A 17,641-nucleotide genomic window follows, 5' to 3' on the forward strand; every position below is an offset into this window, starting at 1 on the left:
GTCCTGACGTTGACCCATGTGCAAGTCACTGCAATTCGGATTCCAGCCGGTCACACAGCGCTTCCAGTATGGTGAGCCGGGCGCGGTACTTGTCGTCGGCCACCACCACCGACCACGGCGCCCGCTCGGTGTGGGTGCGCGCCAGCATGTCCTGCACTGCCGGCAGGTAGTCGCCCCAGCGCTCGCGGTTGCGCCAGTCCTCCGGCGTGATCTTGAAACGCTTGAAACGGCGACGACCGCGCTCGTTGAAGCGGCGCAGCTGCTCGTCGGCACTCACCTGCAGCCAGAATTTGCAGACGATGATGCCGTGCTCTGACCATTCCTGCTCGAAAGCGTTGATCTCTTCATAGGCGCGCGACCAGTCAGGTTCGGCTGCAAAGCCTTCGACCCGCTCGACCAGCACCCGGCCATACCAGGAACGGTCGAACAGAGCGACCCGGCCGTCACGCGGCACGTCGCGCCAGAAGCGCCACAGCCAGGGGTAGAGCCGTTCGTGCTCGGTTGGCGCCGCCACCGGATGCACCCGGTAGTTGCGGGCATCCAGCGCATGGGTGATGCGGCGTATCGCGCCCCCCTTGCCGGCGGCGTCCATGCCTTCGAACGCCACCGCCAGCGAACGGCGCGCGAAAGCGGGATGGCGCAACAGCAGATTGAGCCGGCCCTGCAGACGCTCCAGTTCCGGCTCGTAATCGTGCTTGTTCATGGGTTTGCCCGCCGCGTGCGCAGACTGCGCCGGCTGTTCGCTCGGCACCACAAGTGGCGGCAGCGCGGGCGCGGCGTTACGGCGCTGTCCGGCCAGCGCCGCCTTCAGCGCTTTCAGGATGACCTTGCCAACCGCCAGTTCCGCCTGCCCGAGGTCGCTCGCATCGACCAGATTCCAGGGTGCATGCACCGTGTCCGACATCCGGATCGCCTCCTCCGCCACCTTGCAGATGCGCTTGTGCTGGCGGTGCGCCCGCCAGTCCTCGGCGGTCACCCGCCAGCGGGTGGCCTTGTCGCGCTCCAGTTCACGGAAGTGCGCATGCTGGCGATCGGCGTCCAGATGCAGCCAGAACTTGAGCACCACCGCACCTTCCATCGCCAGCATGCGCTCGAAACGCTGGATTTCGTGCAGCGTGTGCCAGAAGGCGTGGCGCTTGATGCGGCGATTCACCCGGGCGTCGATCGCCTCGGTGTACCAGCCTTCGAAAATGATGGCGGTGCGTCCGCGCGAGGGCAGCGCCTGCCAGTAGCGCCACATGTGCGGGCGCTGCCGCTCGGCTTCGTCGCGCGGGCCGAAGGCGCTGGTGCGGATGTGGCGCGGGTCCATCCACTCATTCAGCGTGTTGACCAGCCGGCCCCGTCCGGCGCCGGCAATGCCCGCGATCAGCACCACCACCGGTGTGCGTCCCTGTTCCAGCACCGAATACTGTGCGTCGAGCAGATCGGCACGCAGACGCGATACCGCGCGCTCCAGCCTTTCCTCGTCCATCGGTTCGACCTGCTGCGACAGCGACGCGAACATCAGAAATCTCCGATCAGGGTATTGAGTGCGGCCAGCACCGCCGCGCCGGCGGTTTCGGTGCGCAGCACCCGCGGCCCCAGCGTGAGCGGCTGGAAGCCGGCCGCCCGGGCGGCTGCCAGCTCTTCGTCGTCAAAGCCGCCTTCCGGGCCGATCAGCACGGTGAGCGCTTCATCGGCACGCAGCCCGGCGGACTTCAGCGGAATGCCACCTTCGGGATGCAGCACGAAACGCCGGCCGGACGCGCTTGCCAGTGCCTGCGGCAGATTCAGCAGCGGCGCCACTTCGGGCACGACGTTGCGGCCGCACTGTTCGCAGGCCGACACCGCGATCTGCTGCCAGTGCTCGACCCGCCGCTGAGCGCGGTCGCCACTCAGTTTCACCACCGCGCGCCGGCTGGCCACCGGCTGCACCCGGACCGCCCCCAGCTCGACCGCCTTCTGCACGATCCAGTCCATCTTGTCGGAGGCCGCCAGGCATTGCATCAGCGTGACCGACAGCGGCGACTCGCGCTGCGGCCGCGCCTCGCCGCCGATGTCGGCCTGCAGCGTCTTGCCGCTGCGCAGCAGGCGAGCGGAAAACTCGCTGCCGCACCCGTCAAACAGCGTGACCGGATCGCCGGCAGACAGGCGCAGCACGCGCTCGATGTGGTGCGCCACCGGCGCGGGCAGGTCGATCACGCCGGAGGGCTGATCGGGCAGGGAGCAAAAGAAGCGTGGAATCATCGTGTTATTATTTGTGCACTGCAAGAACACCCACTGCGACACGACAAGCCTGCCAACCCCTCCTCAGGCGATGGCGGCCGCCGCCGTAATCAGTCGGGACAGCCCGGATCACCGGTCACTGCCGCGAACGATACTGCCACGCCGAGCCGCCGGGGTGCATCCGGATCAAAAGCACGGCACACTGACGGACGACCATGAGCTCATCCACCCTGCAACAGATCGTCGACACCGCGCGCAGCGTCGCCCGCGAGGTGATCATGCCGCACTTCCTGACTGCCCAGCGCAATCAGAAGGACGACGGCAGCCTGTTTACCGTGGTCGATCTGGCCGCCCAGGAAGCGCTGATCGAACGCCTGCCGCGCATCATCGACCGTCCGGTGCTGGGCGAGGAAATGCCCGAGTCGGTGCAGTTGAGGCTGTGGCACGAAGGCGAAGACGGCATCTGGTGCATCGACCCGATCGACGGCACCACCAATTTCGTCAACGGCATTCCCTTCTTCGGTGTCGCCATCGCCTACATCCAGGGCGGACGTACTCGTTACGGCGTCGTGTACAACCCGATGACCGACGAAGCCTTCTACGCGGAAGAAGGCGGCGGTGCCTTCCTGAACGGCAATCCGCTGCCGCTGCGCACGCCGGCCCGCCACCTGCTGGATGCGGTGGCAGGCGTAGATTTCAAACGCATCCCGAAGGCGCTGGGCGATGCACTCGCCACCCAGTCTCCCTTCTACTCGCAGCGCAACTTCGGCTCCAGCGCGCTGGAATGGTGTTTCATCGCCGCCGCCCGGCTGGATGTCTATCTGCACGGCGGCCAGATGATGTGGGATTTCGCCGCCGGCAGCCTGATCGCCGCCGAAGCCGGCGCGCGCTGCTCGATGCTGGACGGCGAACCGCTGGACATGGCACCCGGCCGCAAGACACCGGTGGTGGTCGGCGCCAATGCCGACCTCTACCGCGAATGGATGGACTGGCTGTCCGCCCACGGCGGCCGCTGAATCACGCGCGCCCGTCCGTCCTCACGGCTGGGGGAAATGCACCGGCAGGTGCACCGGCGCCACCTGCGAATTCACCAGCCGCCCGCCCTCGTGCATCAGGAAATCACGCAGCGCGAGCGCGGCCGGCAGCAGGTTCTTGCGATCGCGATACACCACATGCCAGTTGCGCACGATGGGCGTGCCCGGCGCGGCGATCCGGCACAGCACGCCGGTGCGCAGCTCGAGCTGGCAGGTGTGTTCGGACAGGAAGGCCAGACCCATGCCGGCGATGGCCGCCTGCTTGATGATTTCGTTGCTCGGCAGTTCGATGATTTCCGCCGGCCGTATGCCCTGTTCGACCAGGTAGCTTTCCTGGGTCACCCGGGTACCGGATCCACGCTCGCGAATCAGGAATGCTTCCTTGCCCAGGTCTTCGGCGGTGACGGTGCGGCCACCGGCCAGCGGATGGCCCTCGCAGGCCAGCACCGACAGCGGGTGTTCGGCGAACACATGCGCTTCACAGCCAAGCGCCGCCGGCGGCCTGCCCATGATGGCCACGTCGATCAGATTGTCTTCGAGCTGACGGAAGATGTCGTCGCGGTTGTGCAGCGAAATGCGCACCTGCACGTCGGGATAGCGCTCGCGGAACGCCATCAGCAGGCGCGGCGCAACATATTTGGCGGTGCTGACCACACCGACCGACACCAGGCCGGAATGACCGGTGGCCATCTGCGCCAGCGCCGCTTCGGCTTCGGCCAGCTGATGCTCGATCGAGCGCGCGTGGCGGGCGATTTCCATGCCCACCTCGGTCACCCGCAGCTTCTTGCCCAGCGTTTCGATCAGCGGCAGCCCGATCAGGCCGTCGAGCGCCTTCACCTGCATCGACACCGCCGGCTGGGTCAGGTGGAGTTCCTCGGCCGCCCGTGAAATGGACCCCAGCCGCGCGACCGCTTCAAAAATCCTGAGCTGTCGAAGTGATACACCCCGGGTCCACTGCGTTGCCATATCAGTCCAGATAAGAATGTTTGATTGATCCTATCAAAACATCTTATTTTCAACAAAGACTGAATCCAGATATATTGCACCGCAACAGCAGACGAAACGCAGCGGAACCGAAGCAGACCCCGCGTTGTCCGAAGCGAACAGATCATCGTCAAACCCTGTCAGCTCAACGAAAACGGACAGGTGACACAGGCTCCTCCTCCACAACCTTGTTTGTGGATTCATACCCCGGACTCGCAAGAGTCCGGGGTATTTTTTTGCATTGCACACTCTGTTGCATACAGCGGAACACATCGCTCCGCACGCGCAGCAATCGCGGTCCGACCGGGCCCGCCCCGCCTTCTGCAGGCAAGCCATGTGACAGCCGGCCCATGCTCCGGCTAGGATGGAATCGACACCGGGACCGGAGGAGGCTGTCATGAGTGAAGGGCGCAAGACCCTGACGCGTTACACCATCGAAGCCCAGCAGCGCCACCCGCAAGCCAGCGGGATCTTTTCGAGCCTGCTGAACGCGGTGGCCACCGCAGTCAAGATCATTTCCAATCATGTAAACAAGGGCGCACTGGTCGGCTCGCTCGGCAGTTTTGAGGCGGTCGGCAGCGGTGCAGCCATCAATCTGTCGGGCCGCGTCGTCCAGAAGCTCGACGCCATCGCCAACGAGGCGATGCAGCGCGAATGCGAATGGGGCGGCCATCTGGCCGCGCTGGCGCCGGAGGGGCTGGACGGCTTCATCCCGACACCGGACGAGCCGCCGCGCGGCAAGTACCTGCTGCTGTTCGACGCGCTGGACTGCAGCAACAATATCGACGTGAATCTGACGGTGGGCAGCCTGTTTTCGGTGCTGCACACGCCCAATCCGGGCGCCGAGCCGCAGCTGTCGGACTTCCTGCAGCCGGGCACCGAACAGGTGTGCGCCGGCTTCGCGCTGTACGGCCCGTCCACCATGCTGGTGCTCACCACCGGCGAAGGGGTGGATGGCTTCACGCTGGACCGCGACATCGGTGCCTTCATACTGACCCATCCGCAGATGAAGATTCCGGCCCACACCAGCGAATTCGCGATCAATGCGTCGAAATCGCGCTTCTGGGAGCCGCCGGTCAAACGCTATGTCGAAGAATGTCTGGCCGGCCAGACCGGCCCGCGCGGCGAAGACTTCAACATGCGCTGGATCGCCTCACTGGTGGCGGAAACCTTCCGCGTGCTCACCCGCGGCGGCGTCATCATGTACCCGGAAGACACCATGCAGCCGCCCTCGCCCGGCCGCATTTCGCTGATGTACGAAGCCAATCCGATCGCCTTCCTGATCGAACAGGCGGGCGGCGAGGCCACCACCGGCCGGCAGCGCATCCTGGAACTGGCGCCGCGCAGCCTGCAGGGCCGCACGCCGCTCATTTTCGGCTCGCGCGAAGAGGTGCGCCGCATCGTGCGGTACCACAACGAAAGCGACCAGGGGCTCGATCGCGAATACACTTCGCCGCTGTTCAATTCGCGCGGCCTGTTCTCGGCCTTCTGAGCCACCGCGCCCCGGCCACAGGAAACAACCCCGGATGTCAGCCCGCCACCCCGTCATCGCGATCACCGGCTCTTCGGGTGCCGGCACGAGCACGGTCACCCGTACCTTCCAGCACATCTTCCGGCGGGAAGGGGTGAATCCGGTCATCGTCGAGGGCGACGCCTTCCACCGCTACGACCGGGAGGAAATGAAGGAGGCCATGGCGCGGGAGGCGGCTGACGGCAACGACCACTTCAGCCATTTCGGATCCGACGCCAATCTGTTCGAGGAACTGGAAACGCTGTTCTGCCAGTACGGCAACGAAGGCAGCGGGCGCGTGCGCAAATATCTGCACAACGATGCGGAAGCCGCGCCCTACGGTCAGCCAGCCGGCACCTTCACCCCCTGGGAAGACATTCCGCCCGGCACCGACATCCTGTTCTACGAAGGCCTGCACGGCGCGGTGAAAACCGACAAGGTGGACATCGCCCAGCACGTGGACCTGCGCATCGGCGTGGTGCCCATCATCAATCTTGAGTGGATACAGAAGCTGCACCGCGACCGCGAACAGCGCGGCTACACCACCGACGCAGTGACCGACACCATCCTGCGCCGCATGCCGGAGTACGTGCACTACATCTGTTCTCAGTTCGAGAACACGCACATCAACTTCCAGCGCGTGCCCATGGTGGACACCTCCAACCCCTTCATCGCGCGCTCGATTCCGACGCCGGAAGAGTCGATGGTGGTGATCCGCTTCGCCAACCCGCGCGGGATCGACTTCCAGTACCTGCTCGCCATGATGGGCGGCGCCTTCATGTCGCGCGCCAACACCATCGTGATTCCGGGCGGCAAGATCGATCTGGCGATGCAGCTCATCTTCACGCCGCTCATCCTGCGGCTGGTCGAGAACGGCCGCAAGGCGCGCGCGCGCTACTGATCGCGCTGGCCGCCGCCACGGCCACCGCCCCTGCCAGCGTCCTTTCCGGGCACTTTCCGCCGCAAATCCGCGCTGCTCTTGCGCCGCAACACGGCTGGCGTGAGTCCTTGTTTTCGCGGATAATTGCAGGTTTTTCCGGCCGGAACCCCGTTTGATGAACGCCCCCTCCGTCACTCCGAAAGCAGGCTTCAATCCGATCACCGGCGCCATCCGCGCCCTCGCGATGGACGCCGTCCAGAAAGCCAATTCCGGCCATCCCGGTGCCCCGATGGGCATGGCCGAAATCGCCGAAGTGCTGTGGCGTCATCACCTGAAGCACAATCCGGCCAACCCGAACTGGGCCGACCGCGACCGCTTCGTGCTGTCGAACGGACACGGTTCGATGCTGCTGTACGCGCTGCTCCACCTGTCTGGCTACGATCTGTCGATCGACGACCTGAAGTCCTTCCGCCAGCTGCATTCCAAGACACCGGGCCACCCGGAACACGGTTACGCACCGGGCGTGGAAACCACCACCGGCCCGCTGGGTCAGGGCATCGCCAACGCAGTCGGCATGGCACTGGCCGAACGCGCGCTGGCCGCCCAGTTCAACCGCCCGGGTCATACCGTGGTCGATCACCACACCTGGTGTTTCGTCGGTGACGGCTGCCTGATGGAAGGCATTTCGCACGAAGCCAGTTCGCTGGCCGGCACCCAGGGTCTGGGCAAGCTGATCGTGTTCTATGACGACAACGGCATTTCGATCGACGGCCACGTCAAGGGCTGGTTCGCCGACGACACGCCGAAGCGCTTCGAAGCCTACGGCTGGCAGGTCATTCCGAATGTCGACGGCCATGACGCCGCTGCCATCGACGCCGCCATCCGCGCCGCCAAGGCCGATACCGCACGCCCGACGCTGATCTGCTGCCGCACCGTGATCGGTCTCGGCTCGCCGAACAAGGCAGGCGGCCACGACGTGCACGGCGCGCCGCTGGGTGCCGCGGAAATCGAAGCTGCCCGCGCCCACATCGGCTGGACCCACGCACCGTTCGAAATCCCGGCCGACGTGTACGCCGCCTGGGACGGCCGCCCGGCCGGCAAGAAGGCAGAAGAGGAATGGAGCGCTCGCTTCACCGCCTACAGCGCCGAACACCCTGAACTGGCCGCCGAATTCACCCGCCGCATGCGCGGTGCGCTGCCCGGCAACTTCGATCAGGCGGTGACTGACACGATCGCGAAGTTCGACGGCAAGGCCGAGAACATCGCCAGCCGCAAGGCGAGCCAGAACTGCATCGAAGCTTTCGCGCCGGCGCTGCCGGAACTGCTGGGCGGTTCGGCCGACCTGGCCGGTTCCAACCTGACGCTGTGGTCCGGGTCCAAGGGCATTTCCGCGGACAATCCGGGCGGCAACTACCTGTACTACGGCGTGCGCGAATTCGGCATGGCCGCGCTGGCCAACGGCATCGCGCTGCACGGCGGCTTCATCCCCTACACCGCCACCTTCCTGATGTTCTCGGAGTACGCACGCAACGCGCTGCGCATGGCCGCGCTGATGAAGGTGCGCCAGATCTTCGTGTTCACCCACGATTCGATCGGTCTGGGCGAAGACGGCCCGACCCATCAGCCGGTGGAACAGACCGCCACGCTGCGCCTGATGCCGAACATGGATGTCTGGCGTCCGTGCGACACGGTGGAGTCGGCGACTGCCTGGGCATCGGCCATCAAGCGTGCCGACGGCCCGACCTCGATGATGTTCTCACGCCAGAACCTGCCGCACGTTCCGCGCGACGCCGCGACCACTGCCGCCATCGCGCGAGGTGGTTACGTGCTGTCCGAAGCGGCTGGCAAGGTGGAAGCGGTGCTGATTGCCACCGGTTCCGAAGTGTCGCTGGCGCTGGCCGCACAGAAATCGCTGGAAGCCGAAGGCATCACCGTGCGCGTGGTGTCGATGCCGTCGACCAGCGTATTCGACCGTCAGGACGCCGCATGGCGTGAAACCGTGCTGCCGCACGGCGTTCCGCGCGTCGCGGTGGAAGCGGGCGTGACCGATCTGTGGCGCAAGTACGTGGGTCTCGAAGGCGCCGTGGTGGGTCTGGACCACTTCGGCGAATCGGCACCGGCGGGCGAACTGTACAAGGCTTTCGGCATCACTGCGGACGCGGTGGCGAAGGCGGCACGACAAGTGCTTGGCAGGTAAGCGCCGACGCGGCGGGATTGTTCTGCAATCCGCCGCGTTTGCGTTTCCAAATGCCAATTTAGGCGCAGCGCAGCCACAAGCTGCGCCGCACAATCCAAGACTTTTCTTGAATCCACACCCAACGGAGAGGGAGTTGCTGAAATGACGATCAAGGTTGCGATCAATGGTTACGGACGTATCGGCCGCAATGTGCTGCGTGCCCACTACGAAGGCGGCAAGCGCCACGACATCGAAATCGTCGCGATCAACGACCTCGGCGACCCGAAGACCAACGCACACCTGACCCAGTACGACACCGCGCACGGCAAGTTCCCGGGCACGGTCAGCGTCGACGGCGACTACATGGTGGTCAATGGCGACAAGATCCGCGTGCTGGCCAACCGCAACCCGGCCGAACTGCCGTGGGGCGAACTGGGCGTCGACGTGGTGATGGAATGCACCGGCTTCTTCACCACCAAGGAAAAGGCTTCGGCCCACCTGAAGGGCGGCGCCAAGAAGGTGATCATTTCCGCTCCGGGCGGCAAGGACGTGGACGCCACCGTCGTCTATGGCGTGAACCACGGCGTGCTGAAGGCCACCGACACCGTCATTTCGAACGCCAGCTGCACCACCAACTGTCTGGCCCCGCTGGCCAAGCCGCTGCACGAAAAGATCGGCATCGAAACCGGCCTGATGACCACCATCCACGCCTTCACCAACGACCAGGTGCTGACCGACGTCTATCACGAAGACCTGCGTCGCGCCCGCAGCGCCACCCAGTCGATGATCCCGACCAAGACCGGCGCCGCTGCCGCGGTCGGCCTGGTGCTGCCGGAACTGAATGGCAAGCTGGACGGCTTCGCGATGCGCGTGCCGACCATCAACGTGTCGGTGGTCGACCTGACCTTCACCGCCAAGCGCGCCACCACGGTGGATGAAGTGAACGCCATCCTGAAGGCCGCCTCGGAAGGCGAACTGGCCGGCATCCTCGGCTACAACACGCTGCCGCTGGTGAGCATCGACTTCAACCACGATCCGCGTTCGAGCGTGTTCGACTCGACCCAGACCCGCGTGTCGGCCGACGGCAAGCTAGTCAAGGTGCTGTCGTGGTACGACAACGAGTGGGGCTTCTCGAACCGCATGCTGGACACCACCGTTGCGCTGATGAGCGCCAAGTAAGGATCCGGTGCCAACGAGCGGGGTGCGGGCGCGTGCGCCCCTGCCCCGCTTCGTTTTTCCCCGTCCCGAAATTCCGTTCGATCACGCTCATCACGCACAGCGCGGAGGATTACTCATGCAGTTCAAGCGACTTTCCGATCTCGATCTCAAGGGCAAGCGGGTGTTCATCCGCTCCGACCTCAACGTGCCGCAGGACGACGCCGGCAACATTACCGAAGACACGCGCATCCGCGCTTCGCTGCCGGCCATACTCGCCGCCCGCGACGCCGGTGCCGCGGTCATGGTCACCTCCCACCTCGGTCGCCCGACCGAAGGCGAACTGAAGCCGGAAGACTCGCTGGCGCCGATCGCGCGCCGCATGTCGGAACTGCTGGGCTTCGAAGTGAAGCTGGTGGCGAACTGGGTCGATGGCGTGCAGGTCGCGCCGGGCGAAGTGGTGCTGCTGGAAAACTGCCGCGCCAACAAGGGCGAGAAGAAGTGCGACGACGCGCTGTCGAAGAAGCTCGCCGCGCTGTGCGACGTGTGGGTAAACGACGCCTTCGGTACCGCCCACCGCGCCGAAGCGACCACCTTCGGCATGGGCCAGTACGCCCCGGTCGCCTGCGCCGGCCCGCTGATGGCCAGCGAACTGGACGCACTGGGCAAGGCGCTGGGCCAGCCGGCCCGCCCGCTGGCGGCCATCGTCGCCGGCTCCAAGGTGTCGACCAAGCTCACGCTGCTGGAAAACCTGGCCGACAAGGTCGATCAGCTCATCGTCGGCGGCGGCATCGCCAACACCTTCCTGCTGGCTGCCGGCAAGAAGATCGGCAAGTCGCTGGCCGAAGCCGATCTGGTCGACGCCGCCAAGCGCGTGATGGCGAAAACGAACGTGCCGCTGCCGGAAGATGTCGTATGCGCGAAGGCCTTCGCTGCCGACGCAGAAGCCACCGTCAAGGCGGTCGATGACGTGGCCGACGACGACATGATTCTGGACATCGGCCCCAAGGCCGCTGCGAAGCTGGCGGAAACGCTGAAGGTTGCCGGCACCGTGGTGTGGAACGGTCCGGTCGGTGTGTTCGAGTTCGACGCATTCGGTCACGGCACCGAAACGGTGGCACGCGCCATCGCCGCATCGAAGGCCTATTCGATCGCCGGTGGTGGCGACACGCTCGCCGCCATCGCAAAATACGGAATTGCCGACCAGGTGAGCTATATCTCAACCGGCGGCGGCGCCTTCCTCGAATTCCTCGAGGGCAAGACGCTGCCTGCGGTCGACATCCTGCTCAAGCGCGCCAACGGCTGACCATTACAGAACGCGCATACAAAACAACGAGGAGACTGCCCAGCCATGCACCGTTTCACCAAAATCGTCGCCACACTCGGCCCCGCATCCAGCGATCTGGCCACCCTCACCCGCCTGGTCGAAGCGGGGGTCGATGTCGTGCGGCTCAATTTTTCGCATGGCAAGGCGGACGACCATCGTGCGCGCGTTGAAACCCTGCACGCGGCCTGCGCCAAGGTGGGCCGCACGGTCGGCATCATGGCCGACCTGCAGGGGCCGAAGATCCGGGTCGGCAAGTTCGCCGGCAGCAAGGTGCTGCTGAAGGGCGGCCAGCCCTTCATCTTCGACATCGAATGCCAGCTGGGCGACACCGAACGGGTGGGCCTGGACTATCCGGAACTGGTGAATGACGTCGAGCCGGGCGCGGTGCTGCTGCTCGACGACGGCCGCATCGTGATGGACGTGAAGGCGGTCACCGACACCCAGATCCATTGCATCGTGCGCCACGGCGGCGAGCTGTCGAACAACAAGGGCATCAACCGCCAGGGCGGCGGTCTGTCGGCGCCGGCGCTGACGCCCAAGGACATGGAAGACATCAAGATCGCGGCGTCGCTGAATGTCGACTACGTGGCGGTGAGCTTCCCGAAGAACGGCGCCGACATGAAGCAGGCGCGCGACCTGCTGCGCGCGGCTGGTTCCAACGCGCTGCTGATCGCCAAGATCGAGCGGGTAGAAGCGATTCCGGCGCTGGAGGAAATCCTCGACGCATCGGACGGCGCCATGGTGGCACGCGGCGACCTCGCGGTCGAAGTGGGCGACGCCGCGGTACCGGCGATGCAGAAGCGCATCATTCGCGTGTCGCGCGAAATGAACAAGCTGGTGATCACCGCGACCCAGATGATGGAGTCCATGATCAGCAGCCCGGTGCCCACCCGCGCCGAAGTGTCCGACGTGGCCAACGCGGTGCTGGACGGCACCGACGCGGTCATGCTGTCGGCCGAAACCGCGTCCGGCCAGTACCCGGTGGAAACGGTTGAGGCCATGGGCCGCATCTGCGTCGAGGCCGAGAAGTCGGCCGAGGTGAAGCTGGACCAGGAATTCCTGCAGCGCGTGTTCACCCGCATCGACCAGTCGATCGCGATGGCGGCGCTGTTCTCGGCTTTCCACCTGAAGGTGAAGGCGATCGCCACGCTGACCCAGTCCGGCTCCACCTCGCTGTGGATGTCGCGCCTGAACAGCGGCGTGCCGATCTACGCGCTGACGCCGGAAGTGCGTACCCGCTACAAGCTGTCGATGTACCGCGGCGTGACGCCGCTGATGATCAAGCTCGATCCGGAGGCCGACCGGGACCGCATGCTGATCGACGCCGAAGCCGAACTGCTGCGCAGCGGTGCCGTAAAGGTCGGCGACCTCATCGTGCTGTCCTTCGGCGAGCCTATTGGCGTTCCGGGCGGAACCAATACACTGAAAATCGTCAAGGTCGGGGAGTATCGTCAACTCTCCACCGTAATCTGAACTCGCAGGAGAAATTCATGCCTCTGGTATCCATGCGCCAACTGCTCGACCACGCCGCCGAGAATGGCTACGGCCTTCCGGCTTTCAACGTGAACAACCTCGAGCAGGTTCAGGCGGTCATGAGCGCCGCTGACGAAGTCGGCGCTCCGGTCATCCTGCAGGCCAGCGCCGGTGCCCGCAAGTACGCCGGCGAGTCCTTCATCAAGCACCTGATCCAGGCCGCCACCGAAGCGTTTCCGCATATCCCGCTGGTGATGCACCAGGACCACGGCACCAGCCCCAAGGTGTGTCAGGGCGCGCTCGACCTGGGCTTCGGCTCGGTCATGATGGACGGCTCGCTGATGGAAGACGGCAAGACCCCGGCCTCGTTCGACTACAACGTCGACGTGACCCGCAAGGTGGTCGAGATGGCCCACCGCATCGGCGCCACGGTCGAAGGCGAGCTGGGCTGCCTGGGCAATCTTGAAACCGGCGAAGCCGGCGAGGAAGACGGCATCGGCGCCGAAGGCAAGCTGGACCACAGCCAGATGCTGACCGACCCGGAAGAGGCCGCGGTGTTCGTCAAGGCCACCCAGCTGGACGCGCTGGCGATTGCCATCGGTACCAGCCACGGCGCCTACAAGTTCTCGCGCAAGCCCACCGGCGACATCCTGGCGATTTCCCGCGTCAAGGAAATCCACGCCCGCATTCCGAACACCCATCTGGTGATGCACGGCTCGTCCAGCGTGCCGCAGGACCTGCTGGACATCATCAACCAGTACGGCGGCAAGATGAAGCAGACCTACGGCGTGCCGGTTCCGGAAATCCAGGAAGCGATCAAGTACGGCGTGCGCAAGATCAACATCGACACCGACATCCGCATGGCGATGACCGGCGCGGTGCGCAAGTTCCTGGCTGAAAACCCGGAAAAGTTCGACATGCGCGAATGGATGAAGCCGGCCCGCGAAGCCGCCAAGGCAGTGTGCAAGCAGCGCTACCTGGAATTCGGCTGCGAAGGTCAGGCGCCCAGGATCAAGGCGATCGCACTGGACGAAATGGCCCGCCGCTACACCGCCGGCCAGCTCGCGCAGACCGTGAACTGAAACCGAAACGCCGAACCGAAGAACGCGATACCCGAAAAGAAATGGCCGACGCACTGTTCGAATCCAGCATCAAGAGCCTGCCGCTGATTGCCCGTGGCAAGGTCCGTGACATCTACGCGATCGACGACGAGAAGATGCTCATCGTCACCACCGATCGTCTGTCGGCGTTCGACGTCATCCTGCCCGACCCCATCCCGGGCAAGGGCAAGGTGCTGACGGCCGTTTCGAACTTCTGGTTCGGCAAGCTCGCGTCCGTATCGCCCAACCACCTGACCGGCATCGCGCCGGAAACGGTGGTGACCGCGGACGAGCGCGATCAGGTCGAAGGCCGTTCCATCGTGGTGCGCCGGCTGAAGCCGCTGCCGATCGAAGCCGTCGTACGCGGCTACCTGATCGGCTCCGGCTGGGGCGACTATTCGCGTACCGGTGCAGTGTGCGGCGTGCAGCTGCCGCACGGCCTGCGCATGGCGTCGAAACTGCCCTCCCCCATCTTCACGCCGGCCACCAAGGCGGCGGTGGGCGACCACGACGAGAACATCAGCTACGCGCAGACCGAAGCGCTGATCGGCGCCGCCATGGCGGCACAGGTGCGCGACACCGCGATTGCGCTGTACAGCGCGGCCGCCGACTACGCACGCAGCCGCGGCATCATCATCGCCGACACCAAGTTCGAGTTCGGTCTGGACGCGGAGGGCAAGCTCATCCTGATCGACGAAGCGCTGACACCGGATTCGTCGCGCTTCTGGCCGGCCGACCAGTATCAGGAAGGCAGCAATCCGCCGTCCTTCGACAAGCAGTTCGTGCGTGATTATCTGGAAACGCTGGACTGGAACAAGACCGCGCCGGGCCCGACCCTGCCGGCCGATATCATCCAGCGCACCGGTGACAAGTACCGTGAGGCCCTGACCCGGCTGATCGGCTGAAGCGGCATACCGCCCCTTCACGGACGGAGCGTCCCGCCTCGCGCGGCACGCTCCGTTTTTCATGGTGCTCAGGTGCCGGTGCGCGGCACCGAGCGGGCACCGGGTCGGGTGCTGGCGGTTGTCATCGCGCTATCGGCCTGATCCACGGTTTTCATGCTGTCCAGCGTGAAGCGGAAAGTGGCTCCGCGGCCAGGCGCCGACTCGGCGCGTATCTGCCCGCCGTGGCGCTCGACGATGCGCTTCACGATCGCCAGGCCAACCCCGGTACCCGGAAACTCCTCGGCGCCGTGCATGCGCTGGAACACGCCGAACAACCGGTCGGCATAGGCCGGATCGAAACCAACGCCGTTGTCGCGCACGCAAAGCGCCGTCGGCACCGACGTGCGATCGACGAAGATATCGACCACCGGCTGGGTGTTGCGCGACGAGAACTTCAGCGCGTTGCCGATCAGATTGACGAACATCTGGCGCAACATGGCCGGGTCACCGCTGACCCGGCCGAGCGGTGACAACTGTATGCAGGAAGCCGGATACTGCTCCGCAAGATCGTGCACCACCGCCTGCACCAGCGCGTCCAGATCGACATCGGTACACAGCATGTCCACCCTCGACACGCGCGAAAAATGCAGGATGTCGTCGATCAGCAGACCCATGCGCGATGCACCGCGCTGGATGCGCTCCAGCATGTCGCGGCCTTCGTCGTCCAGCACCGGGGCGGCCTGTTCGGCCAGCAGATGGGCGAACCCGTTGATCGCCCGTAGCGGACTGCGCAGATCGTGCGACACCGAGTAGGAAAAGGCCTCCAGTTCGCCATTCGCCTGTTCCAGCATCGCGGTGCGCTCGGCCACCCGCCGTTCCAGCGTTTCGTTCAGTTCACGCACCTGCCGCTCCGCGCGCGCCCGCTCGAGCGCGAACTGGGCGATCTCGACCAGTCGTTCCACCGTGTTCTCGTCTGCCCGCCCGGGCCGCCACGGCCGGTCGTGCAGGATGGCGAGACAGCCGAGCACGGTACCGTCCTGCGCCACCAGCGGTTGCGCCCACAGCGCGCGCAGGCCATCGGCCAGCAGCGGTTCGCGGCAATTCTCCAGCTCGGGCTCGGACAGAAGGTCTTCGTACAGCAGCGTGTTCCGGTTGCGCAGACGGTCGATCACCGGGCCGCGACAGGGCTCTTCCGGCAGACGACGCAACCGGGCATGCAGAGCCTGCGGCAGTGCATGCCCGGTCACGCCGACGCCCAGTCCGCCGGCCGGTTCAAAGGTCAGCACCGCGCAGCGTGCGTCCTCGTTGATCAGGCCGGCCACCAGCACCGCGAGCCGTGACATGACATCGGCCAGCGGCGCGGCGGCGGCGATCAGCGCCAGCAGTTCGCGCTCGGCCACATCGATCTGTTCCAGCCGCTTGCGCACCGACACGTCGGCCACGGTGCCCACCACCCGGGTGCTGCGGCCGGCCGCATCGCGCTGCGCCACGCCGCGCAGCAGGAACCAGCGGTAGCCGCCGTCGGCATGCCGCATGCGCAGCTCCTGCTGGAAGTGGTCGGTGCGGCCACGCAGGTGGCTGGCCACCAGCGCCGACCAGGCCCTGCGGTCCGCCGGATGGATGCCGGCCACGAAATCGCGCACCCGCATGCGCCGTCCGCCGGCGTCATGGCCCATGATCTGCGACATCCTGGGCGAAACGTACATGCGATCACTGCCGGTAATCCACTCGGCCAACCCCTCGTTCATGCCGCGCAGCGCCAGCGCGTAGCGCTGTTCGCTGGCACGCAGCGCCCGTTCGGCGCGGATGCGCGCGGTCAGATCCAGATAGGACGCCACCACCGCATACGGACGGGCGGCGCCGGCATGAAACAGCGGCTGGGTATTCACGTTGAGCCAGCGCAGCTGGGCACCGGCGTCCTCGACGCCGATGACCACGTCGCGCGCCGGCAGGCCGTCGGCCAGCGAACGGGTGACCGGATGCATGGCGCGCGCCAGTGCATGCCCGTGCTCGTCATACAGTCTGGCCTCGGTCTGCCCATCCCGCAGGCAGGCGTGGGCAGCGTCCAGCCAGCTGCAGTCCTCACTGGTGCGGTTGCTGGTCAGCATGCCGCCCTTGGCGTCGTACAGCACCACCGCTTCGGACAGCGCGCCCAGCAGCACGCGGAAGCGTTCTTCGCTGGCGGTCAGCGAGCGCTGGACCTGCATCTGCGCGGTGATGTCGTGCGCGATCAGCAACATCTGGCGCGGCGCGTCCGGATCGACCGGCCGTGCCGCAGCGGACACCCAGCGCACCGAGCCGTCGCGCCGGCGCAGCGGCAGCTCCAGACCATCGGCACCGCGGCCGTCAGCCAGCAGCTGAGAAATGCGAAGCTTGTCCTGCGGCGTCAGACAGAAGCCGACGAAGCTGCGATCGGCAAGCGTTCCGGCGGATTCGTCCAGCAAGCGGGCAAAGGAATCATTGACCTCGCACATCGTGCCCTCGGGCAGATCGATGATGCAGGCAGGCATGGGCAGGGGCTGGACGAGGGAGGGCCTGAGCGGCGCGGCGGAATCCGGCAGCGTTTCGGCCACGGACGGTGCCGCCACTGCGGCAGGCCGGCGCCGGTACAGCCAGAAGCCGCACGCAACGCACCAGACGAACCAGCCGGTCTGTACCCAGACGCCCTGCGGCATGGCCAGCACGGCACCCGGCAGCCAGAGCGCGGCAACGCCCGTCACGAAGGCCGCCAGACGGCGACCGCCATGACATGACAGACCGGAAAGACGGAACAGGCGGCCTTGCGGCAAGGTCATCCACTCCTCCAGGGCGATGCGCGAGCAGATTTCGGGCTCGGGACAACCGCTGCGGAAGAACGGCACTGACTTCCGGAACGGCCTGTGCACAGATGGGCACGCCGGGCAGAGAATAGTC

At 65.8% G+C, this 17,641-nt stretch carries 13 protein-coding genes; 9 read left to right on the forward strand and 4 right to left on the reverse strand.

Annotated elements, in window-relative coordinates; genetic code table 11:
* Positions 1-25: 25 nt before the first annotated feature.
* The gene (pap, locus tag METUNV2_RS0114915) at positions 26-1,504 is read right to left on the reverse strand and encodes a polyphosphate:AMP phosphotransferase (RefSeq protein ID WP_018230272.1); all 1,479 of its coding nucleotides are present in this window, start codon (positions 1,502-1,504) and stop codon (positions 26-28) included.
* Positions 1,504-2,226, reverse strand: coding sequence for a 16S rRNA (uracil(1498)-N(3))-methyltransferase (locus METUNV2_RS0114920; protein ID WP_081618548.1), 723 nt, complete (start codon positions 2,224-2,226; stop codon positions 1,504-1,506). The genes pap and METUNV2_RS0114920 overlap by 1 nt, the downstream gene beginning before the upstream one ends.
* A gap of 194 nt (positions 2,227-2,420) precedes the next feature.
* On the opposite strand from METUNV2_RS0114920, the gene METUNV2_RS0114925 reads away from it, so the two are divergent.
* Positions 2,421-3,221: an inositol monophosphatase family protein gene (locus METUNV2_RS0114925; protein ID WP_018230274.1), complete on the forward strand. Its 801-nt coding sequence runs from the start codon at positions 2,421-2,423 to the stop codon at positions 3,219-3,221.
* Between the two features lie 21 nt (positions 3,222-3,242).
* On the opposite strand, the gene METUNV2_RS0114930 is transcribed toward METUNV2_RS0114925, so the two are convergent.
* Positions 3,243-4,205 (reverse strand): LysR family transcriptional regulator, encoded by a 963-nt coding sequence (locus tag METUNV2_RS0114930; protein WP_081618549.1) that lies wholly within the window; start codon positions 4,203-4,205, stop codon positions 3,243-3,245.
* A gap of 415 nt (positions 4,206-4,620) precedes the next feature.
* On the opposite strand from METUNV2_RS0114930, the gene METUNV2_RS0114935 reads away from it, so the two are divergent.
* The 8 genes from METUNV2_RS0114935 (at position 4,621) to METUNV2_RS0114970 (ending at position 14,749) form a co-directional block, all read left to right on the forward strand.
* Positions 4,621-5,715 (forward strand): class 1 fructose-bisphosphatase, encoded by a 1,095-nt coding sequence (locus METUNV2_RS0114935; protein ID WP_018230276.1) that lies wholly within the window; start codon positions 4,621-4,623, stop codon positions 5,713-5,715.
* A gap of 34 nt (positions 5,716-5,749) precedes the next feature.
* Positions 5,750-6,634 (forward strand): phosphoribulokinase, encoded by an 885-nt coding sequence (locus METUNV2_RS0114940; RefSeq protein WP_018230277.1) that lies wholly within the window; start codon positions 5,750-5,752, stop codon positions 6,632-6,634.
* Between the two features lie 154 nt (positions 6,635-6,788).
* Positions 6,789-8,810, forward strand: coding sequence for a transketolase (tkt, locus tag METUNV2_RS0114945; protein ID WP_018230278.1), 2,022 nt, complete (start codon positions 6,789-6,791; stop codon positions 8,808-8,810).
* 141 nt (positions 8,811-8,951) lie between these two features.
* Positions 8,952-9,968 carry a type I glyceraldehyde-3-phosphate dehydrogenase gene (gap, locus tag METUNV2_RS0114950; RefSeq protein WP_018230279.1) on the forward strand — a complete coding sequence of 339 codons (1,017 nt, stop codon included), beginning with the start codon at positions 8,952-8,954 and terminating at the stop codon, positions 9,966-9,968.
* Positions 9,969-10,083: 115 nt separating this feature from the next.
* Positions 10,084-11,250 (forward strand): phosphoglycerate kinase, encoded by a 1,167-nt coding sequence (locus METUNV2_RS0114955; RefSeq protein ID WP_018230280.1) that lies wholly within the window; start codon positions 10,084-10,086, stop codon positions 11,248-11,250.
* Between the two features lie 45 nt (positions 11,251-11,295).
* Positions 11,296-12,744 carry a pyruvate kinase gene (gene pyk, locus METUNV2_RS0114960; RefSeq protein WP_018230281.1) on the forward strand — a complete coding sequence of 483 codons (1,449 nt, stop codon included), beginning with the start codon at positions 11,296-11,298 and terminating at the stop codon, positions 12,742-12,744.
* 17 nt (positions 12,745-12,761) lie between these two features.
* Complete coding sequence (gene fba, locus METUNV2_RS0114965) at positions 12,762-13,826, forward strand: class II fructose-bisphosphate aldolase (RefSeq protein ID WP_018230282.1); 1,065 nt, start codon at positions 12,762-12,764, stop codon at positions 13,824-13,826.
* 41 nt (positions 13,827-13,867) lie between these two features.
* Complete coding sequence (locus METUNV2_RS0114970) at positions 13,868-14,749, forward strand: phosphoribosylaminoimidazolesuccinocarboxamide synthase (RefSeq protein WP_018230283.1); 882 nt, start codon at positions 13,868-13,870, stop codon at positions 14,747-14,749.
* Between the two features lie 68 nt (positions 14,750-14,817).
* Here the strand turns inward: METUNV2_RS0114970 and METUNV2_RS0114975 are convergent, their stop codons facing one another.
* Positions 14,818-17,523 carry an ATP-binding protein gene (locus tag METUNV2_RS0114975; protein WP_018230284.1) on the reverse strand — a complete coding sequence of 902 codons (2,706 nt, stop codon included), beginning with the start codon at positions 17,521-17,523 and terminating at the stop codon, positions 14,818-14,820.
* Between the last annotated feature and the right edge of the window lie 118 nt (positions 17,524-17,641).

It is taken from the genome of Methyloversatilis universalis EHg5 (assembly GCF_000378945.1).
Taxonomy (GTDB): domain Bacteria; phylum Pseudomonadota; class Gammaproteobacteria; order Burkholderiales; family Rhodocyclaceae; genus Methyloversatilis; species Methyloversatilis universalis_A.

Excerpts from the sequence above, each read along its gene's own strand:
- pap (WP_018230272.1), bottom strand. The coding sequence starts at position 1,504 with ATGTTCGCGTCGCTGTCGCAGCAGGTCGAACCGATGGACGAGGAAAGG.
- METUNV2_RS0114930 (WP_081618549.1), bottom strand. The coding sequence starts at position 4,205 with ATGGCAACGCAGTGGACCCGGGGTGTATCACTTCGACAGCTCAGGATT.
- METUNV2_RS0114955 (WP_018230280.1), top strand. The coding sequence starts at position 10,084 with ATGCAGTTCAAGCGACTTTCCGATCTCGATCTCAAGGGCAAGCGGGTG.
- METUNV2_RS0114935 (WP_018230276.1), top strand. The coding sequence starts at position 4,621 with ATGAGTGAAGGGCGCAAGACCCTGACGCGTTACACCATCGAAGCCCAG.
- fba (WP_018230282.1), top strand. The coding sequence starts at position 12,762 with ATGCCTCTGGTATCCATGCGCCAACTGCTCGACCACGCCGCCGAGAAT.
- METUNV2_RS0114940 (WP_018230277.1), top strand. The coding sequence starts at position 5,750 with ATGTCAGCCCGCCACCCCGTCATCGCGATCACCGGCTCTTCGGGTGCC.
- METUNV2_RS0114925 (WP_018230274.1), top strand. The coding sequence starts at position 2,421 with ATGAGCTCATCCACCCTGCAACAGATCGTCGACACCGCGCGCAGCGTC.
- METUNV2_RS0114975 (WP_018230284.1), bottom strand. The coding sequence starts at position 17,523 with ATGACCTTGCCGCAAGGCCGCCTGTTCCGTCTTTCCGGTCTGTCATGT.
- METUNV2_RS0114970 (WP_018230283.1), top strand. The coding sequence starts at position 13,868 with ATGGCCGACGCACTGTTCGAATCCAGCATCAAGAGCCTGCCGCTGATT.
- gap (WP_018230279.1), top strand. The coding sequence starts at position 8,952 with ATGACGATCAAGGTTGCGATCAATGGTTACGGACGTATCGGCCGCAAT.
- pyk (WP_018230281.1), top strand. The coding sequence starts at position 11,296 with ATGCACCGTTTCACCAAAATCGTCGCCACACTCGGCCCCGCATCCAGC.
- METUNV2_RS0114920 (WP_081618548.1), bottom strand. The coding sequence starts at position 2,226 with ATGATTCCACGCTTCTTTTGCTCCCTGCCCGATCAGCCCTCCGGCGTG.
- tkt (WP_018230278.1), top strand. The coding sequence starts at position 6,789 with ATGAACGCCCCCTCCGTCACTCCGAAAGCAGGCTTCAATCCGATCACC.